This window comes from Yoonia vestfoldensis DSM 16212 (assembly GCF_000382265.1).
In the GTDB taxonomy this organism is placed as follows: domain Bacteria; phylum Pseudomonadota; class Alphaproteobacteria; order Rhodobacterales; family Rhodobacteraceae; genus Yoonia; species Yoonia vestfoldensis.
The window spans coordinates 49,717-66,725 of the sequence record NZ_KB907986.1 but is presented as its reverse complement, the minus strand read 5'-3'; the positions used below and the strand labels follow the sequence as shown (position 1 = coordinate 66,725).

At 62.1% G+C, this 17,009-nt stretch carries 16 protein-coding genes and 1 tRNA gene; 10 read left to right on the top strand and 7 right to left on the bottom strand.

The features are described 5' to 3' along the window. Positions 1-159: 159 nt before the first annotated feature. From H147_RS0114215 to H147_RS0114200, 4 genes are read left to right on the top strand one after another with little or no spacing between them, the layout of a single operon-like run. On the top strand, positions 160-1,980 hold the full coding sequence (locus H147_RS0114215) for an extracellular solute-binding protein (protein WP_019956051.1): 1,821 nt from the start codon (positions 160-162) through the stop codon (positions 1,978-1,980). 9 nt (positions 1,981-1,989) lie between these two features. Beyond that, on the top strand, positions 1,990-3,072 hold the full coding sequence (locus H147_RS0114210; RefSeq protein ID WP_019956050.1) for a microcin C ABC transporter permease YejB: 1,083 nt from the start codon (positions 1,990-1,992) through the stop codon (positions 3,070-3,072). Then, on the top strand, positions 3,069-4,244 hold the full coding sequence (locus tag H147_RS0114205) for an ABC transporter permease (RefSeq protein WP_019956049.1): 1,176 nt from the start codon (positions 3,069-3,071) through the stop codon (positions 4,242-4,244). Before H147_RS0114210 ends, H147_RS0114205 begins: the two co-directional genes overlap by 4 nt. Then, positions 4,241-5,845: an ABC transporter ATP-binding protein gene (locus tag H147_RS0114200; RefSeq protein WP_019956048.1), complete on the top strand. Its 1,605-nt coding sequence runs from the start codon at positions 4,241-4,243 to the stop codon at positions 5,843-5,845. Before H147_RS0114205 ends, H147_RS0114200 begins: the two co-directional genes overlap by 4 nt. 67 nt (positions 5,846-5,912) lie before the next feature. Here the strand turns inward: H147_RS0114200 and H147_RS0114195 are convergent, their stop codons facing one another. Continuing rightward, on the bottom strand, positions 5,913-7,508 hold the full coding sequence (locus H147_RS0114195; RefSeq protein ID WP_026352548.1) for a D-alanyl-D-alanine carboxypeptidase family protein: 1,596 nt from the start codon (positions 7,506-7,508) through the stop codon (positions 5,913-5,915). 248 nt (positions 7,509-7,756) lie between these two features. Between H147_RS0114195 and clpS the strand changes: the two genes are divergently transcribed. From clpS to H147_RS0114180, 3 genes are read left to right on the top strand one after another with little or no spacing between them, the layout of a single operon-like run. Beyond that, entirely contained in the window at positions 7,757-8,113 is a 357-nt protein-coding gene (gene clpS / locus H147_RS0114190; RefSeq protein ID WP_019956046.1) for an ATP-dependent Clp protease adapter ClpS, read from the top strand. A 25-nt stretch (positions 8,114-8,138) separates the two neighbouring features. Beyond that, a complete protein-coding gene (locus H147_RS0114185; protein ID WP_019956045.1) occupies positions 8,139-9,110 on the top strand; it encodes a class I SAM-dependent methyltransferase in 972 nt (323 codons plus the stop codon). 20 nt (positions 9,111-9,130) lie between these two features. Further along, entirely contained in the window at positions 9,131-9,934 is an 804-nt protein-coding gene (locus tag H147_RS0114180) for an SDR family NAD(P)-dependent oxidoreductase (protein WP_019956044.1), read from the top strand. Here the strand turns inward: H147_RS0114180 and H147_RS0114175 are convergent, their stop codons facing one another. Continuing rightward, positions 9,935-10,324, bottom strand: coding sequence for a hypothetical protein (locus H147_RS0114175; RefSeq protein WP_019956043.1), 390 nt, complete (start codon positions 10,322-10,324; stop codon positions 9,935-9,937). It lies immediately after the preceding gene. 96 nt (positions 10,325-10,420) lie between these two features. Between H147_RS0114175 and hemF the strand changes: the two genes are divergently transcribed. Beyond that, positions 10,421-11,299 (top strand): oxygen-dependent coproporphyrinogen oxidase, encoded by an 879-nt coding sequence (hemF, locus tag H147_RS0114170; protein ID WP_019956042.1) that lies wholly within the window; start codon positions 10,421-10,423, stop codon positions 11,297-11,299. Here the strand turns inward: hemF and H147_RS0114165 are convergent. Together H147_RS0114165 and hemE are read right to left on the bottom strand one after the other, a co-directional pair. After that, positions 11,296-11,664, bottom strand: a complete 369-nt coding sequence (locus H147_RS0114165; RefSeq protein ID WP_019956041.1) for a hypothetical protein — start codon at positions 11,662-11,664, stop codon at positions 11,296-11,298. The genes hemF and H147_RS0114165 overlap by 4 nt on opposite strands. Positions 11,665-11,677: 13 nt before the next feature. Beyond that, entirely contained in the window at positions 11,678-12,712 is a 1,035-nt protein-coding gene (hemE, locus tag H147_RS0114160; protein ID WP_026352545.1) for a uroporphyrinogen decarboxylase, read from the bottom strand. Positions 12,713-12,806: 94 nt separating this feature from the next. Here hemE and hemC point away from each other — a divergent pair, with 94 nt between their 5' ends. Next, the gene (hemC, locus tag H147_RS0114155; RefSeq protein ID WP_019956039.1) at positions 12,807-13,751 is read left to right on the top strand and encodes a hydroxymethylbilane synthase; all 945 of its coding nucleotides are present in this window, start codon (positions 12,807-12,809) and stop codon (positions 13,749-13,751) included. A gap of 57 nt (positions 13,752-13,808) precedes the next feature. After that, positions 13,809-14,063 carry a hypothetical protein gene (locus tag H147_RS0114150; RefSeq protein ID WP_019956038.1) on the top strand — a complete coding sequence of 85 codons (255 nt, stop codon included), beginning with the start codon at positions 13,809-13,811 and terminating at the stop codon, positions 14,061-14,063. Between the two features lie 26 nt (positions 14,064-14,089). Here the strand turns inward: H147_RS0114150 and H147_RS0114145 are convergent, their stop codons facing one another. The 3 genes from H147_RS0114145 to H147_RS0114135 form a co-directional block, all read right to left on the bottom strand. Further along, positions 14,090-15,415 (bottom strand): DUF2254 domain-containing protein, encoded by a 1,326-nt coding sequence (locus H147_RS0114145; protein WP_019956037.1) that lies wholly within the window; start codon positions 15,413-15,415, stop codon positions 14,090-14,092. 19 nt (positions 15,416-15,434) lie between these two features. Continuing rightward, positions 15,435-16,847 (bottom strand): FAD-binding oxidoreductase, encoded by a 1,413-nt coding sequence (locus H147_RS0114140; protein WP_019956036.1) that lies wholly within the window; start codon positions 16,845-16,847, stop codon positions 15,435-15,437. A gap of 64 nt (positions 16,848-16,911) precedes the next feature. Next, positions 16,912-16,988, bottom strand: a tRNA-Met gene (locus H147_RS0114135). Positions 16,989-17,009: the final 21 nt, after the last annotated feature.

Sequence of the window (17,009 nt, the reverse complement as noted above, 5' to 3'; positions counted from 1 at the left end):
GAATGTTTGCCCTCGCGCGCCGTAGCCTTATTTCACTTAAAGATTTTGTCGCAACCGGAGTTCACGATGTCCCACCGCCCCAAGGTCCGCGCCATAGCACAGCAACACGACAACGCGACGCACCGCATGCGACTATGGGCCGTGGGATCGATCGTAGCGATGGCGATGCTGGCCGCGCATGACGCGCGCGCGCAGACGGAACCCGACGTCATCGTCTCGCACGGGTTCAACGAATATGGCGATCTGAAATACGGCCCCGATTTCCCGCATCTGGACTATGTGAACCCCGACGCGCCCAAAGGCGGCGAGATCAGTATTTCCGCTGATGGGTCTTTCGACAGCATGAACCCCTTTGCCACGCTGTCCGGCTCGCCGGGGGCGCTGTCCTCGGTGATGTACGAGCGGATGATGGAGACCACGGATGACGAGGTCGGGTCCTATTACTGCCTGCTGTGCACGACGCTGGAATATCCCGCCGATCAGGCGTGGGTCATCTTCAACCTGCGCGACGATGTGACCTTTTCGGATGGCACGCCGATGACCGCCGAGGATGTGGTTTTCACCCACCAGCTGTTTGCCGAACAGGGCACACCGTCGTTCCGCGCGGGCATCACCCAACTTGTCACGGGTGCCGAGGCGCTTGACGATCACACCGTCAAATTCACCTTCAACCCGGAATCGCCCCGCCGTGGCCGTGTCAGCCAGATGGCAAACGCCATCGTCATGCCGAAAGCCTGGTTCGAGCAAACCGGCGCGCGGCTGGATGAAAGCCGGCTGGAAACAGCCCCCGGCACGGGCCCCTATATGGTCGGCAATGTCGATCCGGGCCGTCAGATCATCTATCGCCGCAACCCTGATTACTGGGGGCTGACCCACCCGATCAACATCGGCCGCAGCAATTTCGACGCGATCCGTATCGAGTATTTCGCCGACAGTTCCGCCGCGTTCGAGGCGTTCAAGGCGGGTGAATTCACGTTCCGGCGCGAAAATTCGTCAATCAACTGGGCGACGTCTTATGATTTTCCCGCGATCCGCGAAGGTTGGGTCGTGCGCGAAACGCTGGCTGATGGCACCTTGCCCGCCGCGTCCGGGTTCGTGTTCAACCTGCGCCGCGAAAAGTTTCAGGACCGCAATGTCCGGCTGGCGCTGGGGCTGATGTATAATTTCACATGGACCAATGACAACCTGCAATACGGGCTGTTCCAGCAACGCACCAGTTTCTGGGAAAACGACCGGCTGCGCGCGGCGGGTTTGCCCGAAGGGCGTGAGGCTGAAATGCTCGATACTGTGCGCGGGATGGTGCCAGAGGCGATTTTCACCGAAGAGGCCTTGCTGCCGCATACCAGCGGCGACCGTCCGCTGGACCGCGACAATCTGCGCCGCGCACTCGACCTGATGGAACAGGCGGGCTTTACGCCGGGCAGCGACGGGCTTCTGCGCGATGCCAATGGCCGGACGCTTGATGTGGAGTTTCTGGAAACGCGGCAGGCCTTCGACCGGATCATCACGCCCTATATCGAAAACCTGCAACGCCTTGGCGTGAACGCCACCTATTCCCGCGTGGACCCGCCCCAGTATCAGGCGCGCACGCAGTCCAACGATTTCGACATGATCTTTGGCGCCTATAGCAGCGGATTGCAGGAGGGCACCGGGATCGAACAGAAATACGGCTGCGAAGACCGTGACGACGTGTTCAACCCGGCGGGTTTCTGTTCTCCCGCCGTGGACGTATTGGCGCAGTTTGTGACGGGGGCTGACGATTACGATGAAATGGCGGCAGGGGTCCGTGCTATCGATCGCGTCATGCGGCATGAATATTACATGGTGCCGACGTGGTACCTTGGCGCGAATTGGGTCGCCTATTTCGACATGTACGAATATCCCGAAAACCTGCCGGAATTCGGCCTTGGGTATCTGGATTACTGGTGGTTCAATCAGGACAAGGCCGATGCCTTGATCGCCGCCGGCGCTTTGCGGTAAGGCAGGTTCATGGGCGCCTATATCCTTCGACGGCTGTTGCTGGTCATTCCGACATTGCTCGGGATCATGATTATTAACTTTGCGCTGGTGCAATTCGTGCCGGGCGGCCCGATCGAACAGATCCTCGCCAATCTGGAAGGGCGCGGCGATGTGTTCGAATCCTTTTCCGGCGGGGGTGGCGACGCTGATTTCGGCAATGACAGCGGCAGCGATTATGTCGGTGCGCGGGGCCTGCCGCCTGAATTCATCGCACAACTTGAACGCGAATTCGGTTTCGACAAGCCGCCGTTGGAACGGTTCCTCAACATGATGTGGAACTACATCCGGTTCGATTTCGGCGACAGCTATTTCCGGTCGATCAGCGTTGTCGATCTGGTGCTGGAAAAGATGCCGGTGTCGATCACACTGGGCCTGTGGTCCACGCTGATCGCTTATCTGATCTCGATCCCCTTGGGCATCAAGAAAGCCGTGCGCGATGGTACGCCTTTCGACACATGGACCAGTGGCGCCATCATCGTGGGTTATGCAATCCCCGGCTTTTTGTTCGCGATCCTGCTGATCGTGCTGTTTGCAGGGGGGTCGTACTTCCGCATCTTCCCGCTGCGCGGCCTGACATCTGCGAATTTCGAGGATCTGAGCCTGATCGGCAAGGTGCTCGATTACCTCTGGCACATCACGCTGCCGGTGCTGGCATCCACCATTTCGGCCTTTGCCACGTTGACGCTGTTGACCAAGAACAGCTTTCTCGACGAGATCAAGAAGCAATATGTCATCACCGCCAAGGCCAAGGGATTGTCGGAATCCCGCGTGCTTTACGGCCATGTGTTCCGCAACGCGATGCTGATCGTGATCTCGGGCTTTCCGGCGCTGTTCATCGGCGTCTTCTTCGGCGGATCGCTGATCATCGAAACACTGTTCTCGCTCGACGGTCTGGGGCGACTGGGGTTCGAGGCTGTCGTGGCACGCGACTACCCTGTCGTGTTCGGGACATTGTTCGCGTTTACCCTGATTGGTCTTGTTGTGGGTATCCTGACCGACATCACCTATGTCTTCATCGACCCCCGCATCGATTTCGAGGCGCGCAACACATGATGCGCCTGTCCCCGCTGAACCAGCGCCGCTGGCGCAATTTCAAACGTAACCGCCGTGCGGTCTGGTCGCTGATGATCTTCGGTGTCCTCTTTGGCCTGTCGCTGATGGCCGAAGTCATCGCCAACGACAAACCGATTCTGGTCAGCTATCAGGGCGAATGGCGGATGCCGATTGCGACCTTCTATTCCGAACGGGACTTTGGTGGCGATTTCCCGACCGAGGCACGCTATCAGGATGTCGAAGTGCAATGCCTGATCATGACCGGCGGCATGGAATCCTGCTTCGATGGTCCCGAAGGGCTGGTCGCCGCCGTGGACGCGGGCGAGGATTTGGGCCAAGGGTTCCAGCGTGGCTGGATGATCTGGCCGATCATTCCCTATTCCTATGACACTATCGTCGATGTGCCGGGTGTCGCGCCCGCACCGCCATCTGCGCTGAACTGGCTGGGCACCGACGACACCAAACGCGATGTCACGGCGCGGGTCATCTACGGCTTTCGTCTTTCCATCGTTTTCGCGCTGATCGTCACGATCTCGGCGTCGATCATCGGGATCACGGCGGGGGCGGTGCAGGGCTATTTTGGCGGTTGGACCGATCTTGCGTTCCAGCGATTCATCGAAATCTGGACAGGCACGCCGTCGCTTTACGTGATCATGATTGTCTTTGCCATTCTGGGGCGAAGTTTCTGGCTGCTCGTCTTCCTGACGGTGCTCTTTGGCTGGCCGGCGCTGGTGGGCGTGGTGCGCGCGGAATTCCTGCGCGCGCGTAACCTCGAATATGTCCGCGCCGCCAAGGCGCTGGGCGTGCCCGACCGCACGATCATGTTCCGCCACATGCTGCCCAACGCGATGGTCGCGACGGTGACCATGTTGCCGTTCCTTGTGACAGGCGCCATCGGCACGCTGGCTTCGCTGGATTTCCTGGGCTTTGGCTTGCCGTCCTCGGCCCCGTCGCTGGGCGAGCTGACATTGCAGGCCAAACAGAACCTGCAAGCGCCCTGGCTTGGCTTCACGGCTTTCTTTACCTTCGCGATCATGCTGTCGCTGCTCGTGTTCATCTTCGAAGGGGTGCGTGATGCATTCGATCCACGCAAGACCTTCATCGCCGACGGGTCGGTGCCCGTGGTAACCGCGCAAGACCTCGGCGTCGCGCAAAAGGCCACCGCGAAATGACCAGGCCTCTTCTTGATGTGCGCGACCTGCGGGTTGCCTTCCGGCAGGATGGGGCCACCACCCACGCGGTGCGCGGCGTGTCGTTCCAGATCGCCCGCGGCGAGACTTTGGCCATCGTCGGCGAAAGCGGGTCGGGCAAATCGGTCACAGCCTTGTCCACCGTCCAGCTGCTGGGCGACAGTGCGGTGATGGCGGGGTCGATCACCTATAACGGCGTCGAGATGGTCGGCGCCACCGAGGCTGCGCTGCGCAAGGTGCGCGGCAACGACATCAGTTTCATCTTTCAGGAACCGATGACGTCGCTGAACCCGCTGCATACGCTGGAAAAGCAATTGGCCGAAAGCATCGAACTGCATCAAGGGCTGCGCGGCCCGGCGGTGCGTGTGCGGATCATCGAATTGCTGAACCGCGTCGGCATCCGCGACCCCGAAAGCCGGCTTGGTGCCTATCCGCACCAGCTCTCGGGCGGGCAGCGACAGCGTGTCATGATCGCGATGGCGCTGGCGAACGGACCGGACCTGCTGATCGCGGATGAACCGACGACCGCGCTTGACGTGACCATTCAGGCGCAGATCCTCGATCTGCTGGCCGATCTCAAACAGCGCGACGGCATGTCGATGCTGTTCATCACCCATGACCTGACGATCGTGCGCAAGATCGCAGACCGCGTCTGCGTGATGAAAAACGGCGAGATAGTGGAGGAAGGGCCAACAGCCGACCTTTTTGCGAATCCGCAGCATCCCTATACGCAAACCCTGCTGGCGGCAGAATCCACCGGCGTGCCGGTACCCGTGCCCGCAGACGCAGTCACCGTGCTTGAAACCGATGCAACCCGCATCTGGTTTCCAATTCAGGCGGGGCTGCTGAAACGCACTGTCGGCTATATCAAGGCCGTCAACAGCGCCACGCTGACCCTGCGCGAAGGCGAAACGCTGGGCATCGTAGGCGAAAGCGGGTCAGGCAAGACGACGCTCGCACTTGCCGTGATGCGGCTGATCCGGTCCGAAGGGCGGATCAGCTTTGTCGGGCAGGACATTCACAAACTGACCCAGCGGCAGATGCGGCCGCTGCGCAGCGACATGCAGATCGTCTTTCAGGACCCTTACGGATCACTCAGCCCGCGCATGACGGTGGAACAGATCATCGCCGAAGGTCTGGGCATCCACGGTGTCGATCCGGGGCGCAACCGGCGCGACATGGTGGCGGAAATCATGGCCGAGGTCGGGCTCGACCCCGCGATGATGGACCGCTACCCGCATGAATTCTCGGGCGGACAACGCCAGCGGATCGCGATCGCGCGCGCGATGATCCTGCGGCCGCGTTTGCTGGTGCTGGACGAACCGACATCCGCGCTGGACATGACGGTGCAGGTGCAGATCGTGCATTTGCTGCGCGAATTGCAGCAGAAGAACCGGCTCGCCTATCTGTTCATCAGCCACGACCTGAAGGTCGTACGCGCGCTGTCGCACAAGGTCATGGTTATGAAACAGGGCGACGTGGTCGAAGCGGGCGACGCGGATGCGATCTTCGACGCCCCGCAAGACCCCTATACCCGCCAGTTGATGGCCGCCGCCTTTGAAGGGCGCGCCATTTCGGCCTGACCCCCACTTCTTTTTTCCAGAAATACTCCCGCCGGAGGCCAGAAAGTTCTTTTTGTGGCGTCGATATCTACCCGTCCGCCCCGATCATGAAACAGGTCGTGCCGCGCGCCTGCAACCGGCGACAGGCCAGATCGGCGCCTTCGCGGGTCAGCCCCATGAAATTGGCATCGAACCCGCCTGACCGTTGCACGACGCGGCGGAGCGACCCGTCAAGCGTGCTCATCTCGTTCAGGGCGACCTGCAACAGGACACGTTCGGCGTCGAACCGGCTGGGATAGCGGCCCACATTGACGCCCCAATGCCGCCCGCCCGAGGTGGACACGCGGGTCACGACCTCTGGTTCGGCAGGCGCGAAATCCTCGACCGGAGGCGCAATCGGGGCCGCCGCGATCGCCGCCATCTGCACCTGCGCAGGGGGCTTTGGGCGGGGTTGCGGTGTGACGGCAGGTGCGGCTTCGGCAACCTGTACGGGTGCCGCCGTTTCCTCGGCCAGCACATCCATCAGCGCGGCGTTGACCGCATCTGCCAGCACGGCATTGATCACGTCCTGATCGACGAGCGTTGCGACGTCGACCTCGACGGCAGGTTCGGGCGCAGCCGCAACCACGACCGCCGTATCCGCCTCGGGTGCGGCGGACAGCAGCAGATCGGGTGCCGGCGCCTCTGGCGCGGGGCGGCTGACGGGGCGATAGCTGCGGGTCACCAGGCCATTGACGCGAATTGTCTTGCCGGCCGTGCCGCGCACGCTGTCGGCGGCCGCGACGGTCTGGTTTGCACCAGGTGCCACCGGCGCCTCTGCCATCGCGCCGGGCGGTGTCGGACGGTTCACGTTGGCGCGGCTCGGTGCCATGCTGAAGCCCATATCCATCAATTCGGTGATCCGTGCATTGCGGCCCGCCGTGGAGGTGCCGCCAAAGACGGTCGCGATGATGCGCTGATCACCACGCTGCGCCGAAGCGACAAGCGTGAAACCGGCGGCATTGGTAAAGCCGGTCTTGATCCCGTCACCGCCCGGATAGCTGTCAAGCCAGCGGCGGTTGGTATGCTGCACGGTGGCGACGCCGGCATCGGCGGTGCGGCGCGAAAAGAGGTTATAATACTGCGGAAAGTCATAGATCACATGGCGGCCAAGCACCGACATGTCACGCGCCGTCGACATATGTCCCGACTGGGTCAACCCATGGGCATTGCGAAATGTGGTGTTGGACATGCCCATCGCGGCGGCGGTCCGGTTCATGCGCGTGGCAAAAGCCTCTTCGGACCCCGAAATCGCGATGCCGATGGCAGTGGCCGCGTCATTGGCCGACCGCACGGCCGCCGCGCGGATCAGATATCGCAGGCGGATGCGCTGACCAGCGCGCAGCCCCAGTTTCGATGGCGGCTCGTTGGCGGCCTGCGCGGTGATCGTCACCTCGGTATCGAGCGAGATTTCGCCCCGCTCGATCGCCTGAAACGCGACGTAAAGCGTCATCATCTTGGTCAGCGAGGCCGGGTGCAGCCTTGTATCGGCATTCTGCGCATGCAGCACCTCGCCCGTACGCGCGTCCATCACCAGCGCCGCATAAGGCGCAGCCATTCCGCGGATCGGTGCGGATACCAGAACGAAAATCAGAACGCAGATATAAAGCCCGTAATGGGCCAACTGTCCCGGACGACGTGCCATGTCGTTTGCCTCTTGCTGCCTCTGGCCCCGGATTTTTCCGGTGACCTTATTATTATCGGGAAACGCTAGCACAACTTTGCTTTGCCGAAAACACCCTAATTTCAAACACTTTGCGGGTGATCATCAGGCGAATTTCAAACATGTGGTAGATCGGCGCGGCCAAGCCGCTAGATCGGCGATTGGCGGGTTTCCTCTTTCTGACGCGACCCCTTTTCTCTGGGCGGGCATGGTTTATATGTAGGCACAGGATGACAGGACCTTTTATGCATAAACCGTTCCACATGATGGCCGACAAGACCGACCGTGACGACGGCGATCTTGGCGTCACGCTGGAGACAAAGCCAAAGACCAAGCGCCCGCCGATGTACAAGGTGTTGATCCTGAACGACGACTTCACCCCGATGGAATTCGTCGTGCATGTGCTGGAACGGTTCTTTGGCCTGTCGCATGCCCAAGCGTTCGAGCTGATGCTGACGGTTCACAAGAAAGGCGTCGCTGTCGTCGGCGTCTTCAGCCACGAGATCGCCGAGACGAAGGTCGCGCAGGTCATGGATTTTGCACAGCGCCACCAGCATCCTCTGCAATGCACGATGGAGAAAGAATAGCGCGCCCGCGTTATTCGTAACAGATATGCCACAGTCACGCCTCAGCACGGCCATCCAAGACGGCCTTCTGGTTTTGCGCGCGGGCGATATCGGCCTGATGCGCCCATCCGCCACCTATGACCTGTCGGACCTGCCGCGCGATGCGCTGCGGATCACGCATGGCTATTTCCCCGATGTGGCCGACTGGCAGATTGCGGGCCATACCGTCACCCAAGACCTGCCGCCCTGCGGAACCGCCATCGTCGTTGTGCCGCGCGCCAAGGCGCTGGCGCAGGCGATGATTGCCGAAGCCTGCGCCAAAGCCGATCTGGTCGTCGTCGATGGCCAGCGCACGGATGGCGTGGACAGCCTGTTCAAGGCTTGTCGCGCCCGTCTTGGCGATCTGCCCTCGATCACCAAAGGACATGGGCGGTTGTTCTGGTTTCCTGCGACGACGGCCTTGGCCGATTGGGCCACCACCGGGCCGGTGCAAGGGCCGCACGGATTTTTCACCACTGCTGGCGTGTTTTCCGATGGCGCGGTCGATGCAGGCTCTGCGCTGCTGGCCGATGCGTTGCCGCCGAAACTGCCCGCACGCATGGCCGATTTGGGCGCGGGTTGGGGTTATCTGGCGCAGGCGGTGCTGGCGCGGGACACGGTTGCATCGCTCGATCTGATCGAGGCCGAGGCGCTGTCGCTGGATTGCGCGCGGTTGAACGTGACCGACCCGCGCGCGCGTTTCCATTGGGCCGATGCGCTGCGGTTCAACCCTGAAAAAGCCTATGACGGGATCGTCATGAACCCGCCGTTTCACACCGGGCGCGCCGCCGATGCGGGGCTGGGCCGCGCTTTTATCCAAGCGGCGTCCCGCCTGCTTGCGCCGCATGGCAAGCTCTGGATGGTCGCAAACCGGCACTTGCCTTATGAACAGGCGATGTCGGAAAGTTTCCGCAATGTCGACATAATCGGCGGCAACAACGCGTTCAAACTGTTCCACGCCACCAAACCGATACGCTGACCGCGCAGGGGAGCCACCGCATGTCCTTTTCCATCAGCGGCAAGACCGCGATCGTCACGGGGGCGGCAAATGGTGTCGGTCTCGCCATCGCGCGGCATTTCGCCGAGGGCGGGGCCAATGTCGTCTTTGCCGACATGGACGAAAAGACATTGCGCGCCCAGATGGGTGAAGAAGCCGACAAGGAACCGAACATCCGGCTTTTCGCGGGCGACCTGCGCAAGAAGCTGACGATCACCAACCTGCTGTCAACGACCATCGACGCGTTCGAGCGGGTCGACATTCTGGTGAATGCGTCGCGCCAAGTGATGACGACCGATCCGCTTGATCCTGACGATACGTCGATGGATGAATTGTTGCAGCAGAACATGCTGACCGCGATGCGCGTTTCTCAGGCTGTGGCGCGGCGGATGATCAAGCAGGCGGGCAAGGGCGGCGGTGCGGCGATCGGGTCAATCGTGAATATCTCGTCGATCGCATCACGCCGCACCCATGCGGATCTTTTGGCCTATTCGGTCAGTTCTGCCGCATTGGACCAGTTGACGCGGTCGCTTGCGGTGGCTTTTGCGCCCCATGGCATCCGGGTCAATGCCGTTGCATTTGGCAGCGTGATGAGCGCGAGCCTGAAAGGTTCGCTGAAAGACGACGACGACATGCGCGATGCGATTCTCGAAAACACGCCGTTGCACCGCATCGCAAGCCCGGGCGAGGTGTCGGATGCCGTGCAATATCTGGCGTCGGACGCGGCCGGTTTCGTGACCGGCCAGATCATCACCGTGGACGGCGGCCGGACCCTGATCGACCCGGCCTGCGTGTCGGCGCATTGATCATTCAGGGTGTGTGGCAATGCATTGCAGCACCGCCTGATCCGCCGTCGCCTGCTGCTGATTGCGCCGTTCGATCAGAGAATTGAGCTTGGCGCGTTCGACGTTCAGATCAATCGCGACAGGGCGGTTCGTCGTATACGTCTGCGTGTCATCGCACCGATAGCGAAAGGTCGTGCCGTCGCTGTTTTCGCCGCGACAGGTCTGGCGCACGGTGCGGACTTCCTGCTGTTGCTCGATCGCATACCCGCGCGCAAGGTTGCCTTGCGTCTCAGTGATCAGGCTGTTGAGCACGCGCAGATCACGCGTCGCCTGCCCGATACATTGTTCGCGCGGCGTCGCGCAGGCCGCCAGTGCCAGAAGCGGCAGGATCATCAGGGCAGGGCGCATCATCTTCTCCGGTTTTGATCTGGAACATCGGATCGTGTTCGGTATGGTACCGTCACAGTATCACGCATCGCTATACAATATCAGGGGCTAAGTCGTCACATGGCAGAAGAATTCGCAGCACAAAAAGCCAAGGCATCGGCATGGTTCCGCACCTTGCGCGACGACATCGTCGCAGCGTTCGAGGCGCTGGAGGACAGCCATCGAGGCGACACCCCCACAGGCCGGTTCGAGGTGACCGAGACAGCGCGTCATTCCGATGACGGGTCCGATGCAGGCGGCGGGCTGATGTCGGTGATGCGCGGGGGGCGGGTGTTCGAAAAGGTGGGGGTCAATATCTCGACCGTCTATGGCCAGTTGGGCGATGCCGCGCAGCGCGCGATGGCCGCACGCGGTGTGCCCGGCATGGCCGATGATCCGCGGTTCTGGGCCTCCGGCATTTCGCTGGTGGCGCATATGCAGAACCCCCATGCGCCCGCGGTCCATATGAACACGCGCATGTTCTGGACCCCGCATGCCTGGTGGTTCGGCGGCGGGTCCGACCTGAATCCCTGCATCGAATATGCCGAGGATACCGCCCATTTCCACGCCGCGCAAAAGGCGCATCTCGACCCGCACGGGCTGGATCACTACCCAAAGTTGAAGGCATGGGCGGACGAGTATTTCTACATCCCCCACCGCAACCGCGCGCGGGGTGTGGGGGGTATCTTCATGGATGATTACTGCACCGGCGATTGGGAGGCTGATTTCACCGTGACGCAGGATATCGGCCGCGCCTTCCTGCCTGCCTATGTGCCATTGGTCGAAAAGCGCCGCGATACGCCGTGGAACGACGCTGACAAGGATATCCAGCTGATTCACCGCGGGCTTTATGCGGAATACAACCTTGTCTATGACCGGGGCACCAAGTTCGGACTGACCACGGGCCATGACGCCAATGCCGTGCTGATGAGCCTGCCGCCGCTTGCGAAATGGGTCTAGTCGACAGTAACGAAACGTGCCCCGCCGGTTTGCCGTTCTGGCGGGGTAGCGCTACTGGGGACGTCCTGCGTGCCAAATGCGATGTCGCGCAGGATCATTTCAGCCAGCTCTGGCGAGATTTCGCCGTTGCTGGCGCGGCTCAGCATCTGTGCGGATCGTTCGGGTGCGAAATGGATCATCGCCCGCGCGATCCGCAATTCCAGCAGCCCATCGGGTGACGTGGCCCCGAGCGGTGCGTTCAGCGCGGCGCGCTCTGCGGCGGTTGCAGGCACCAGCGTGACCCATCCCAAAAGCGTGATGGTCAGCGCCAGCATGACCCCACGCAGACCGTGAAAGATCAGGCGAAGGGTCAGCGGCAGGCGCATGATGGTTGTCCTTTCAGGCCCCGCGTACTGTGTCGATCATCAGTTGCACATTGGCGGGGTCCGCCTCTGGCGTGATGCCGTGGCCAAGGTTGAAGATATGCGCGCCACCCGACAAGGCGTCGCAGATGCGGCGGGTTTCATCGACCAGCCCTTGACCGCCCGTCACCATATGTGAGGACGCCAGATTGCCCTGCACGCAACCGTCTTTCTGGACATGCTCTGCGACCCATGCGGCATCGACACCATCGTCGACGGCAACGCAATCGGCCCCCGTCGCGGCATGCACGCCTGCGTATTTCGTGCCCGCCCCGCGCGGAAAGGCAATGACGGGGATGCCGGGGTGCATTTGCTTGAGGGCTGCGGTGATCCGCTGCATCGGTTTGATCGAAAACTCGGTGAAATCGTCGCCTTCAAGCGACCCGGCCCAGCTGTCGAACAGCTTGACGCATTCCGCCCCCGATTCGATCTGTTTGGACAGATAGGCGATGGTGCCTTCGGTCAAACGGTGCATGATTCCTTCGAAAACGGGCCGGTTTTCAGCCTTGAGCGCATGGGCGGGTCCCTGGTCCGGCGTGCCTTTGCCCGCGATCATATAGGTGGCGACCGTCCAAGGCGCACCTGCGAAACCGATCAGCGTGGTCTCCTTGGGCAGCTCTTGCGACAGGATCTTCACTGTCTCATAGACGGGGTTCAGCGTGTCGTGGATTTCTTCGACCGGCTTCAGCCGGCCCAGTTCATCGGGCGTGGTGATGGTGGACAGGCGCGGGCCTTCGCCGGTGACGAACCACAGATCCGCCCCCAAAGCCTGCGGCAACAGCAGGATATCGGCAAACAGAATCGCCGCGTCGAACCCGTAGCGGCGGATCGGTTGCAGCGTGACTTCCGCCGCCAGTTCAGGGTTGTAGCACAGCGACAGGAAATCCCCCGCCTGTTCGCGCGTCGCGCGATATTCGGGCAGGTAACGCCCCGCCTGCCGCATCATCCAGATGGGCGGCGTGGAAAGCGTTTCGCCCGCAAGGGCCCTCAGGATGGTCTTTTGCTGCGCCATGGTCTGTCCTTTTTTAACCCGTCTGTCGTCCCAATTGCGGAACATGTTGTCAAGGCAGTTGTCAGGCCAGATTGACACGTCTAACAATCGCGCCATGAACATTGCTTTGCCCACACCCGCCTCGCCTTTCAACATCGGAACCCGTGGATCGCCGCTTGCGCTTGCGCAGGCGCATGAGACGCGCGCAAGGCTGATGGCGGCCTTCGATCTGCCCGAAGACGCTTTTGCCATCGTCGTGATCAAGGTCATGGGCGATGCGATTCAGGACCGCGCCTTGAAGGATATCGGCGGCAAGGGCCTGTTCACCCGCGAAATCGAAGAGGCGCTGCTGGACGGGTCCATCGACATCGCTGTCCATTCGATGAAGGACATGCCGGTCGAACAACCGGGCGGTCTGCTGCTGGATACCTATCTGCCACGCGAGGATGTGCGCGATGCGTTTGTGTCGCTGACGGCCAAGGGATTCGACGATCTCGAACAGGGGGCCACGGTCGGCACATCGTCCTTGCGGCGGCGGTCGCAACTGCTGGTGCGGCGGCCCGACCTGAACATCGTGGAATTCCGTGGCAACGTACAGACCCGCCTGATGAAGCTGGGCAATGGCGTGGCCGGGGCCACGTTTCTGGCCATGGCAGGCTTGAACCGGCTGAACATGACCGATGTGCCGCGCACCCCGATCGCGCCAGAGGACATGCTGCCCGCCATCGCCCAAGGGGCCATCGGGATCGAACGGCGCGCCGATGACACCCGCGCCGCCGCGATGCTGGAGGCGATCCACCACGGCCCCACCGGCCAGCGCCTTGCGGCTGAACGCAGCTTTCTGGCGCATCTGGACGGGTCTTGCGAAACGCCGATCGGCGGCCTTGCCGACCTTGATGGCGATAGCCTGCGCCTGCGCGGGGAAATCCTGCGCACGGACGGGTCGCAGGTTCTGATCGACGACATGACCGGCGCGATTGCGGATGGCGTAGCTATGGGGCGCGAAATGGCGGTCAAGCTGCTGGAACAGGCAGGCCCGGGGTTCTTCGACCACAAATAGGGCTATGGAACCTGCGACGCGTTCGGACGTTATCTTTTCAACGTGAAAGGATACGTTATGGATCGCCTGAGCATCTACCTGACATTCATGGTCGGCAGCGTCACGACGGGCGCGCTGGTTGTCGCCGTGATGACGCTGGGCTGGTATTCTTGGCTGGCGATCGGTGTGGCTACCGCGATCGGGTTCGTGATCGCTTGGCCGATCAGCTATGCGATTTCACGCCGGATCAAGCGGCAGGACAAAGGCTGGGACGAGACCAAGCTCGACAACGTCCCAAGTGCCATTCCAGACCCGACCGCGCGCGAGGTTTAAGCCCCGAAGCTGCGGCCAAGGGCGGATCAGCCTGCCATGCGCTGCAACGTTGCACCGAGGGCGCGCGCGATGTCGGCCCGCGCGCTGGGGTCGTGCTGCACAGCGATCGCCGACGCCCCCAAAAGTTGCGCCTGTCGCTTGCAGTCGGCGGTGACATCGTCTTTGCCAGCAGCCACGGCGATATCGGCCAGCATCTCCAATCCGCGCAAAGTTACGCTGTGGTCGGTCGCCACATATTGGCGCATCCCGTCGAAAGATTGGTCCAGCATGTCCTTGAACGTCATCCGCCGATAGATCACGGGGTCCGACGGGTCCGCCTGTTGGGCTGCCGGTCGCTGTGCAAAGGCAACAAGGCCCGGTTTGAGCCAGTTCAGGCACAGCATCGCTGTCATCGGATCGTTCACGCCGGGAGACAGCGCGCGCCCGCAAACCTCGACCAACTGGTCGGACAGGAACAATATGTCCTGATGTTCCGTCCGGTTCGCCCCGCTGGTGTAGCAATTGCGCATCTGGCCGACCGCCCGGTCGCCGCAGCGCCCCGATGGACGCGCTGACAGGACCAGATCGCCCGGCACCAGAAAATCCCCCGGCGCGCGGTGCAGCGTGACCTGAATGTCGTTGGTCTCGGCAATCTCGACCAGGCCTTTGTAATTCACATGCTGCAGGAACCCGGCGCAATCGGCGGTGACGTGACTGCCGGGCGCATCCGGGCCTTCGGGCACCGGTACCAGATCGATGGGCTTTTTGTGAATGGAGCGTTGTTCGGCGTCCAGCATCGCGATGACGGCGCGTTCCAGTTTGCCGCCGATCTCGGACAGCAGGTTCATGATGTTGATCGATTCGGGGATGTGGTGGATGTAGAAAATCAGCGCACCCACGGCGGCCAGCGTCAGCACCAGCGCGAACAGGATCGCGATCTGCGGCACGAAGGCGTCCAGCGTCAGATCGGGCAGGGAGGTGTCGTCGTTCACCGTGCTGAGCACGACCATGCTATAGGCGAAGGTCGCGACGAACACGCCCAGCACGACCTGATTCTGGCGATTGGCCATGAAATTGCTAATCAGCCGTGGCCCGTAATTGGCGCTGGCAAAGGACACGGCGACCATCGTCACCGAAAACGCGACACCCGCCACCCCGAGCGAGGACGCGGCAAGCGTGGTCAGGACCGCCCGTGCGCCATCGACATCGGCGATGGGAGCAAAGGCCACATCTTGCAGCCAGACAGCGCCCAGACGCCTGTCAAGGATCGGCATCAATATCCCCAGGACGACCGCGACGCAGGTCATCATGCTGGGCCAGAACCAGTAGTTCTGACGCACCTGCAAGAGTCTAGCGAACAAAAGCTTGATCATCGGTCGCCCTTCATGGGGTTCAGGCGGGCGGGATCACCTTGCCGGGGTTCAGGATATTGTGCGGGTCAAGTGCCACCTTGATCGCGCGCATCGCGTCCAGCGCCACGGGGTCCTTGCGCCGCTTCATCGTGTCCAGCTTTGACACGCCGATCCCGTGTTCGGCGCTGAACGACCCGCCCAGTTCCTGCACGACATCCTCGACCGCTTCGACCAAGGCGGCCATCGCGTCGGGATCGTTGCGGCTGACATAGCTGGTATGGTGGATGTTGCCATCGCCCAGATGGGCGACCATGACCTCTTCCACATCGGGGTCGATGGCGCGCAGGCGGGGTGTCAGCGCCGTCTCGAATGCCGCCACCTTGTCCAGAGGCAAGGCGATGTCAGTATTCACGAAATGGCCGCCGAAGAACGCGACATGGCCCGCGTCTTCGCGGCGTTTCCAGATGTCGCGGCGCTGCGTTTCGTTCTGTGCGATCACGGCGTCGAGCAACGTGCCGTCGTCGAGCATCTGGGACAGCACATCCTCCAGCAGGGTGACAACGGGCAATTGGCCATCGGCGCCTGTTTGCGCGTCGCGGGCCGTCGTGGCGGCCACCTCGATCATGATGTTGACATCGTGGTCCTGCGCGAAAGGCGGTGGCATGTCGGGGAACATCTGCCGGTGCTTGGCCATATAGCTGCGCGGCATGTATTCGAATGCCTCGACCCCGCCGCCGGTTTCGTCCTGCAAGCGGTGCAGCAGCGCCAGTGCATCGGCCAGCGACGGCAGCGCGACCATCGCCGTCGCATAGGCCTGCGGCTTCGGCAGCAGTTTCAAAACGGCGGCGGTGATGACACCCAGCGTGCCTTCGGCCCCGATCATCAGATTGCGCAGATCAAGGCCGGAATTGTCCTTGTGCAGCGCGCTCATCAGATTCATCACGCGCCCGTCGGCCATCACGACCTCCAGTCCCAGACACAGGCCGCGTGTGCTGCCGTAGCGCACGACATTGGACCCGCCCGCATTGGTGGACAGCAAGCCGCCGATCATCGCGGACCCGCGCGCGCCCAAGGTGAGCGGAAAGATCAGGTCATGCTTGGCCGCCGCATCGTGCAGGTTCGACAGGATCACGCCAGCGCCGACAGTGGCGGTGCGGCCGGTGGCATTGATCTCGGTGATCTTGTTCAGCCGTTCGACCGACAGCATCAGCGCGCGATCGGCCATCGTGGCCCCCGTCAGCCCTGTCCTGCCGGAACAGGGCACAACCGGCGTGCGCGTCGCATGGGCGATGCGCATGATGGCCGCGACTTCGGTGGTGGACATGGGCCGCAGCACGGCGAGAGGGGTGGATGTATAGGCCCCTGTCCAGTCCGCGCCGTAGGGGGCGGCGTCCTTGCCGGTCAGGATGCGATCCGCGCCGATGGCTGCGGCGATCTGGTCGATGACGGACATGGGGCGGCCTTTCGTGCAGTCTTGGCCGCAAGCTAATGGGGTTTTGAGGCAGTGGAAAGGGTTGTGGTGGCGTGGGGGAGACTTGAACTCCCGACCTATCGATTATGAGTCGATCGCTCTAACCAACTGAGCTACCGCGCCGAACCTTGTGCGTCCGATTAC

What these genes read in the sequence shown, in the direction of transcription:
- H147_RS0114215 (WP_019956051.1), top strand. Translation starts at nt 160, where the DNA reads ATGGCGATGCTGGCCGCGCATGACGCGCGCGCGCAGACGGAACCCGAC.
- H147_RS0114210 (WP_019956050.1), top strand. Translation starts at nt 1,990, where the DNA reads ATGGGCGCCTATATCCTTCGACGGCTGTTGCTGGTCATTCCGACATTG.
- H147_RS0114205 (WP_019956049.1), top strand. Translation starts at nt 3,069, where the DNA reads ATGATGCGCCTGTCCCCGCTGAACCAGCGCCGCTGGCGCAATTTCAAA.
- H147_RS0114200 (WP_019956048.1), top strand. Translation starts at nt 4,241, where the DNA reads ATGACCAGGCCTCTTCTTGATGTGCGCGACCTGCGGGTTGCCTTCCGG.
- H147_RS0114195 (WP_026352548.1), bottom strand. Translation starts at nt 7,508, where the DNA reads ATGGCACGTCGTCCGGGACAGTTGGCCCATTACGGGCTTTATATCTGC.
- clpS (WP_019956046.1), top strand. Translation starts at nt 7,757, where the DNA reads ATGACAGGACCTTTTATGCATAAACCGTTCCACATGATGGCCGACAAG.
- H147_RS0114185 (WP_019956045.1), top strand. Translation starts at nt 8,139, where the DNA reads ATGCCACAGTCACGCCTCAGCACGGCCATCCAAGACGGCCTTCTGGTT.
- H147_RS0114180 (WP_019956044.1), top strand. Translation starts at nt 9,131, where the DNA reads ATGTCCTTTTCCATCAGCGGCAAGACCGCGATCGTCACGGGGGCGGCA.
- H147_RS0114175 (WP_019956043.1), bottom strand. Translation starts at nt 10,324, where the DNA reads ATGATGCGCCCTGCCCTGATGATCCTGCCGCTTCTGGCACTGGCGGCC.
- hemF (WP_019956042.1), top strand. Translation starts at nt 10,421, where the DNA reads ATGGCAGAAGAATTCGCAGCACAAAAAGCCAAGGCATCGGCATGGTTC.
- H147_RS0114165 (WP_019956041.1), bottom strand. Translation starts at nt 11,664, where the DNA reads ATGCGCCTGCCGCTGACCCTTCGCCTGATCTTTCACGGTCTGCGTGGG.
- hemE (WP_026352545.1), bottom strand. Translation starts at nt 12,712, where the DNA reads ATGGCGCAGCAAAAGACCATCCTGAGGGCCCTTGCGGGCGAAACGCTT.
- hemC (WP_019956039.1), top strand. Translation starts at nt 12,807, where the DNA reads ATGAACATTGCTTTGCCCACACCCGCCTCGCCTTTCAACATCGGAACC.
- H147_RS0114150 (WP_019956038.1), top strand. Translation starts at nt 13,809, where the DNA reads ATGGATCGCCTGAGCATCTACCTGACATTCATGGTCGGCAGCGTCACG.
- H147_RS0114145 (WP_019956037.1), bottom strand. Translation starts at nt 15,415, where the DNA reads ATGATCAAGCTTTTGTTCGCTAGACTCTTGCAGGTGCGTCAGAACTAC.
- H147_RS0114140 (WP_019956036.1), bottom strand. Translation starts at nt 16,847, where the DNA reads ATGTCCGTCATCGACCAGATCGCCGCAGCCATCGGCGCGGATCGCATC.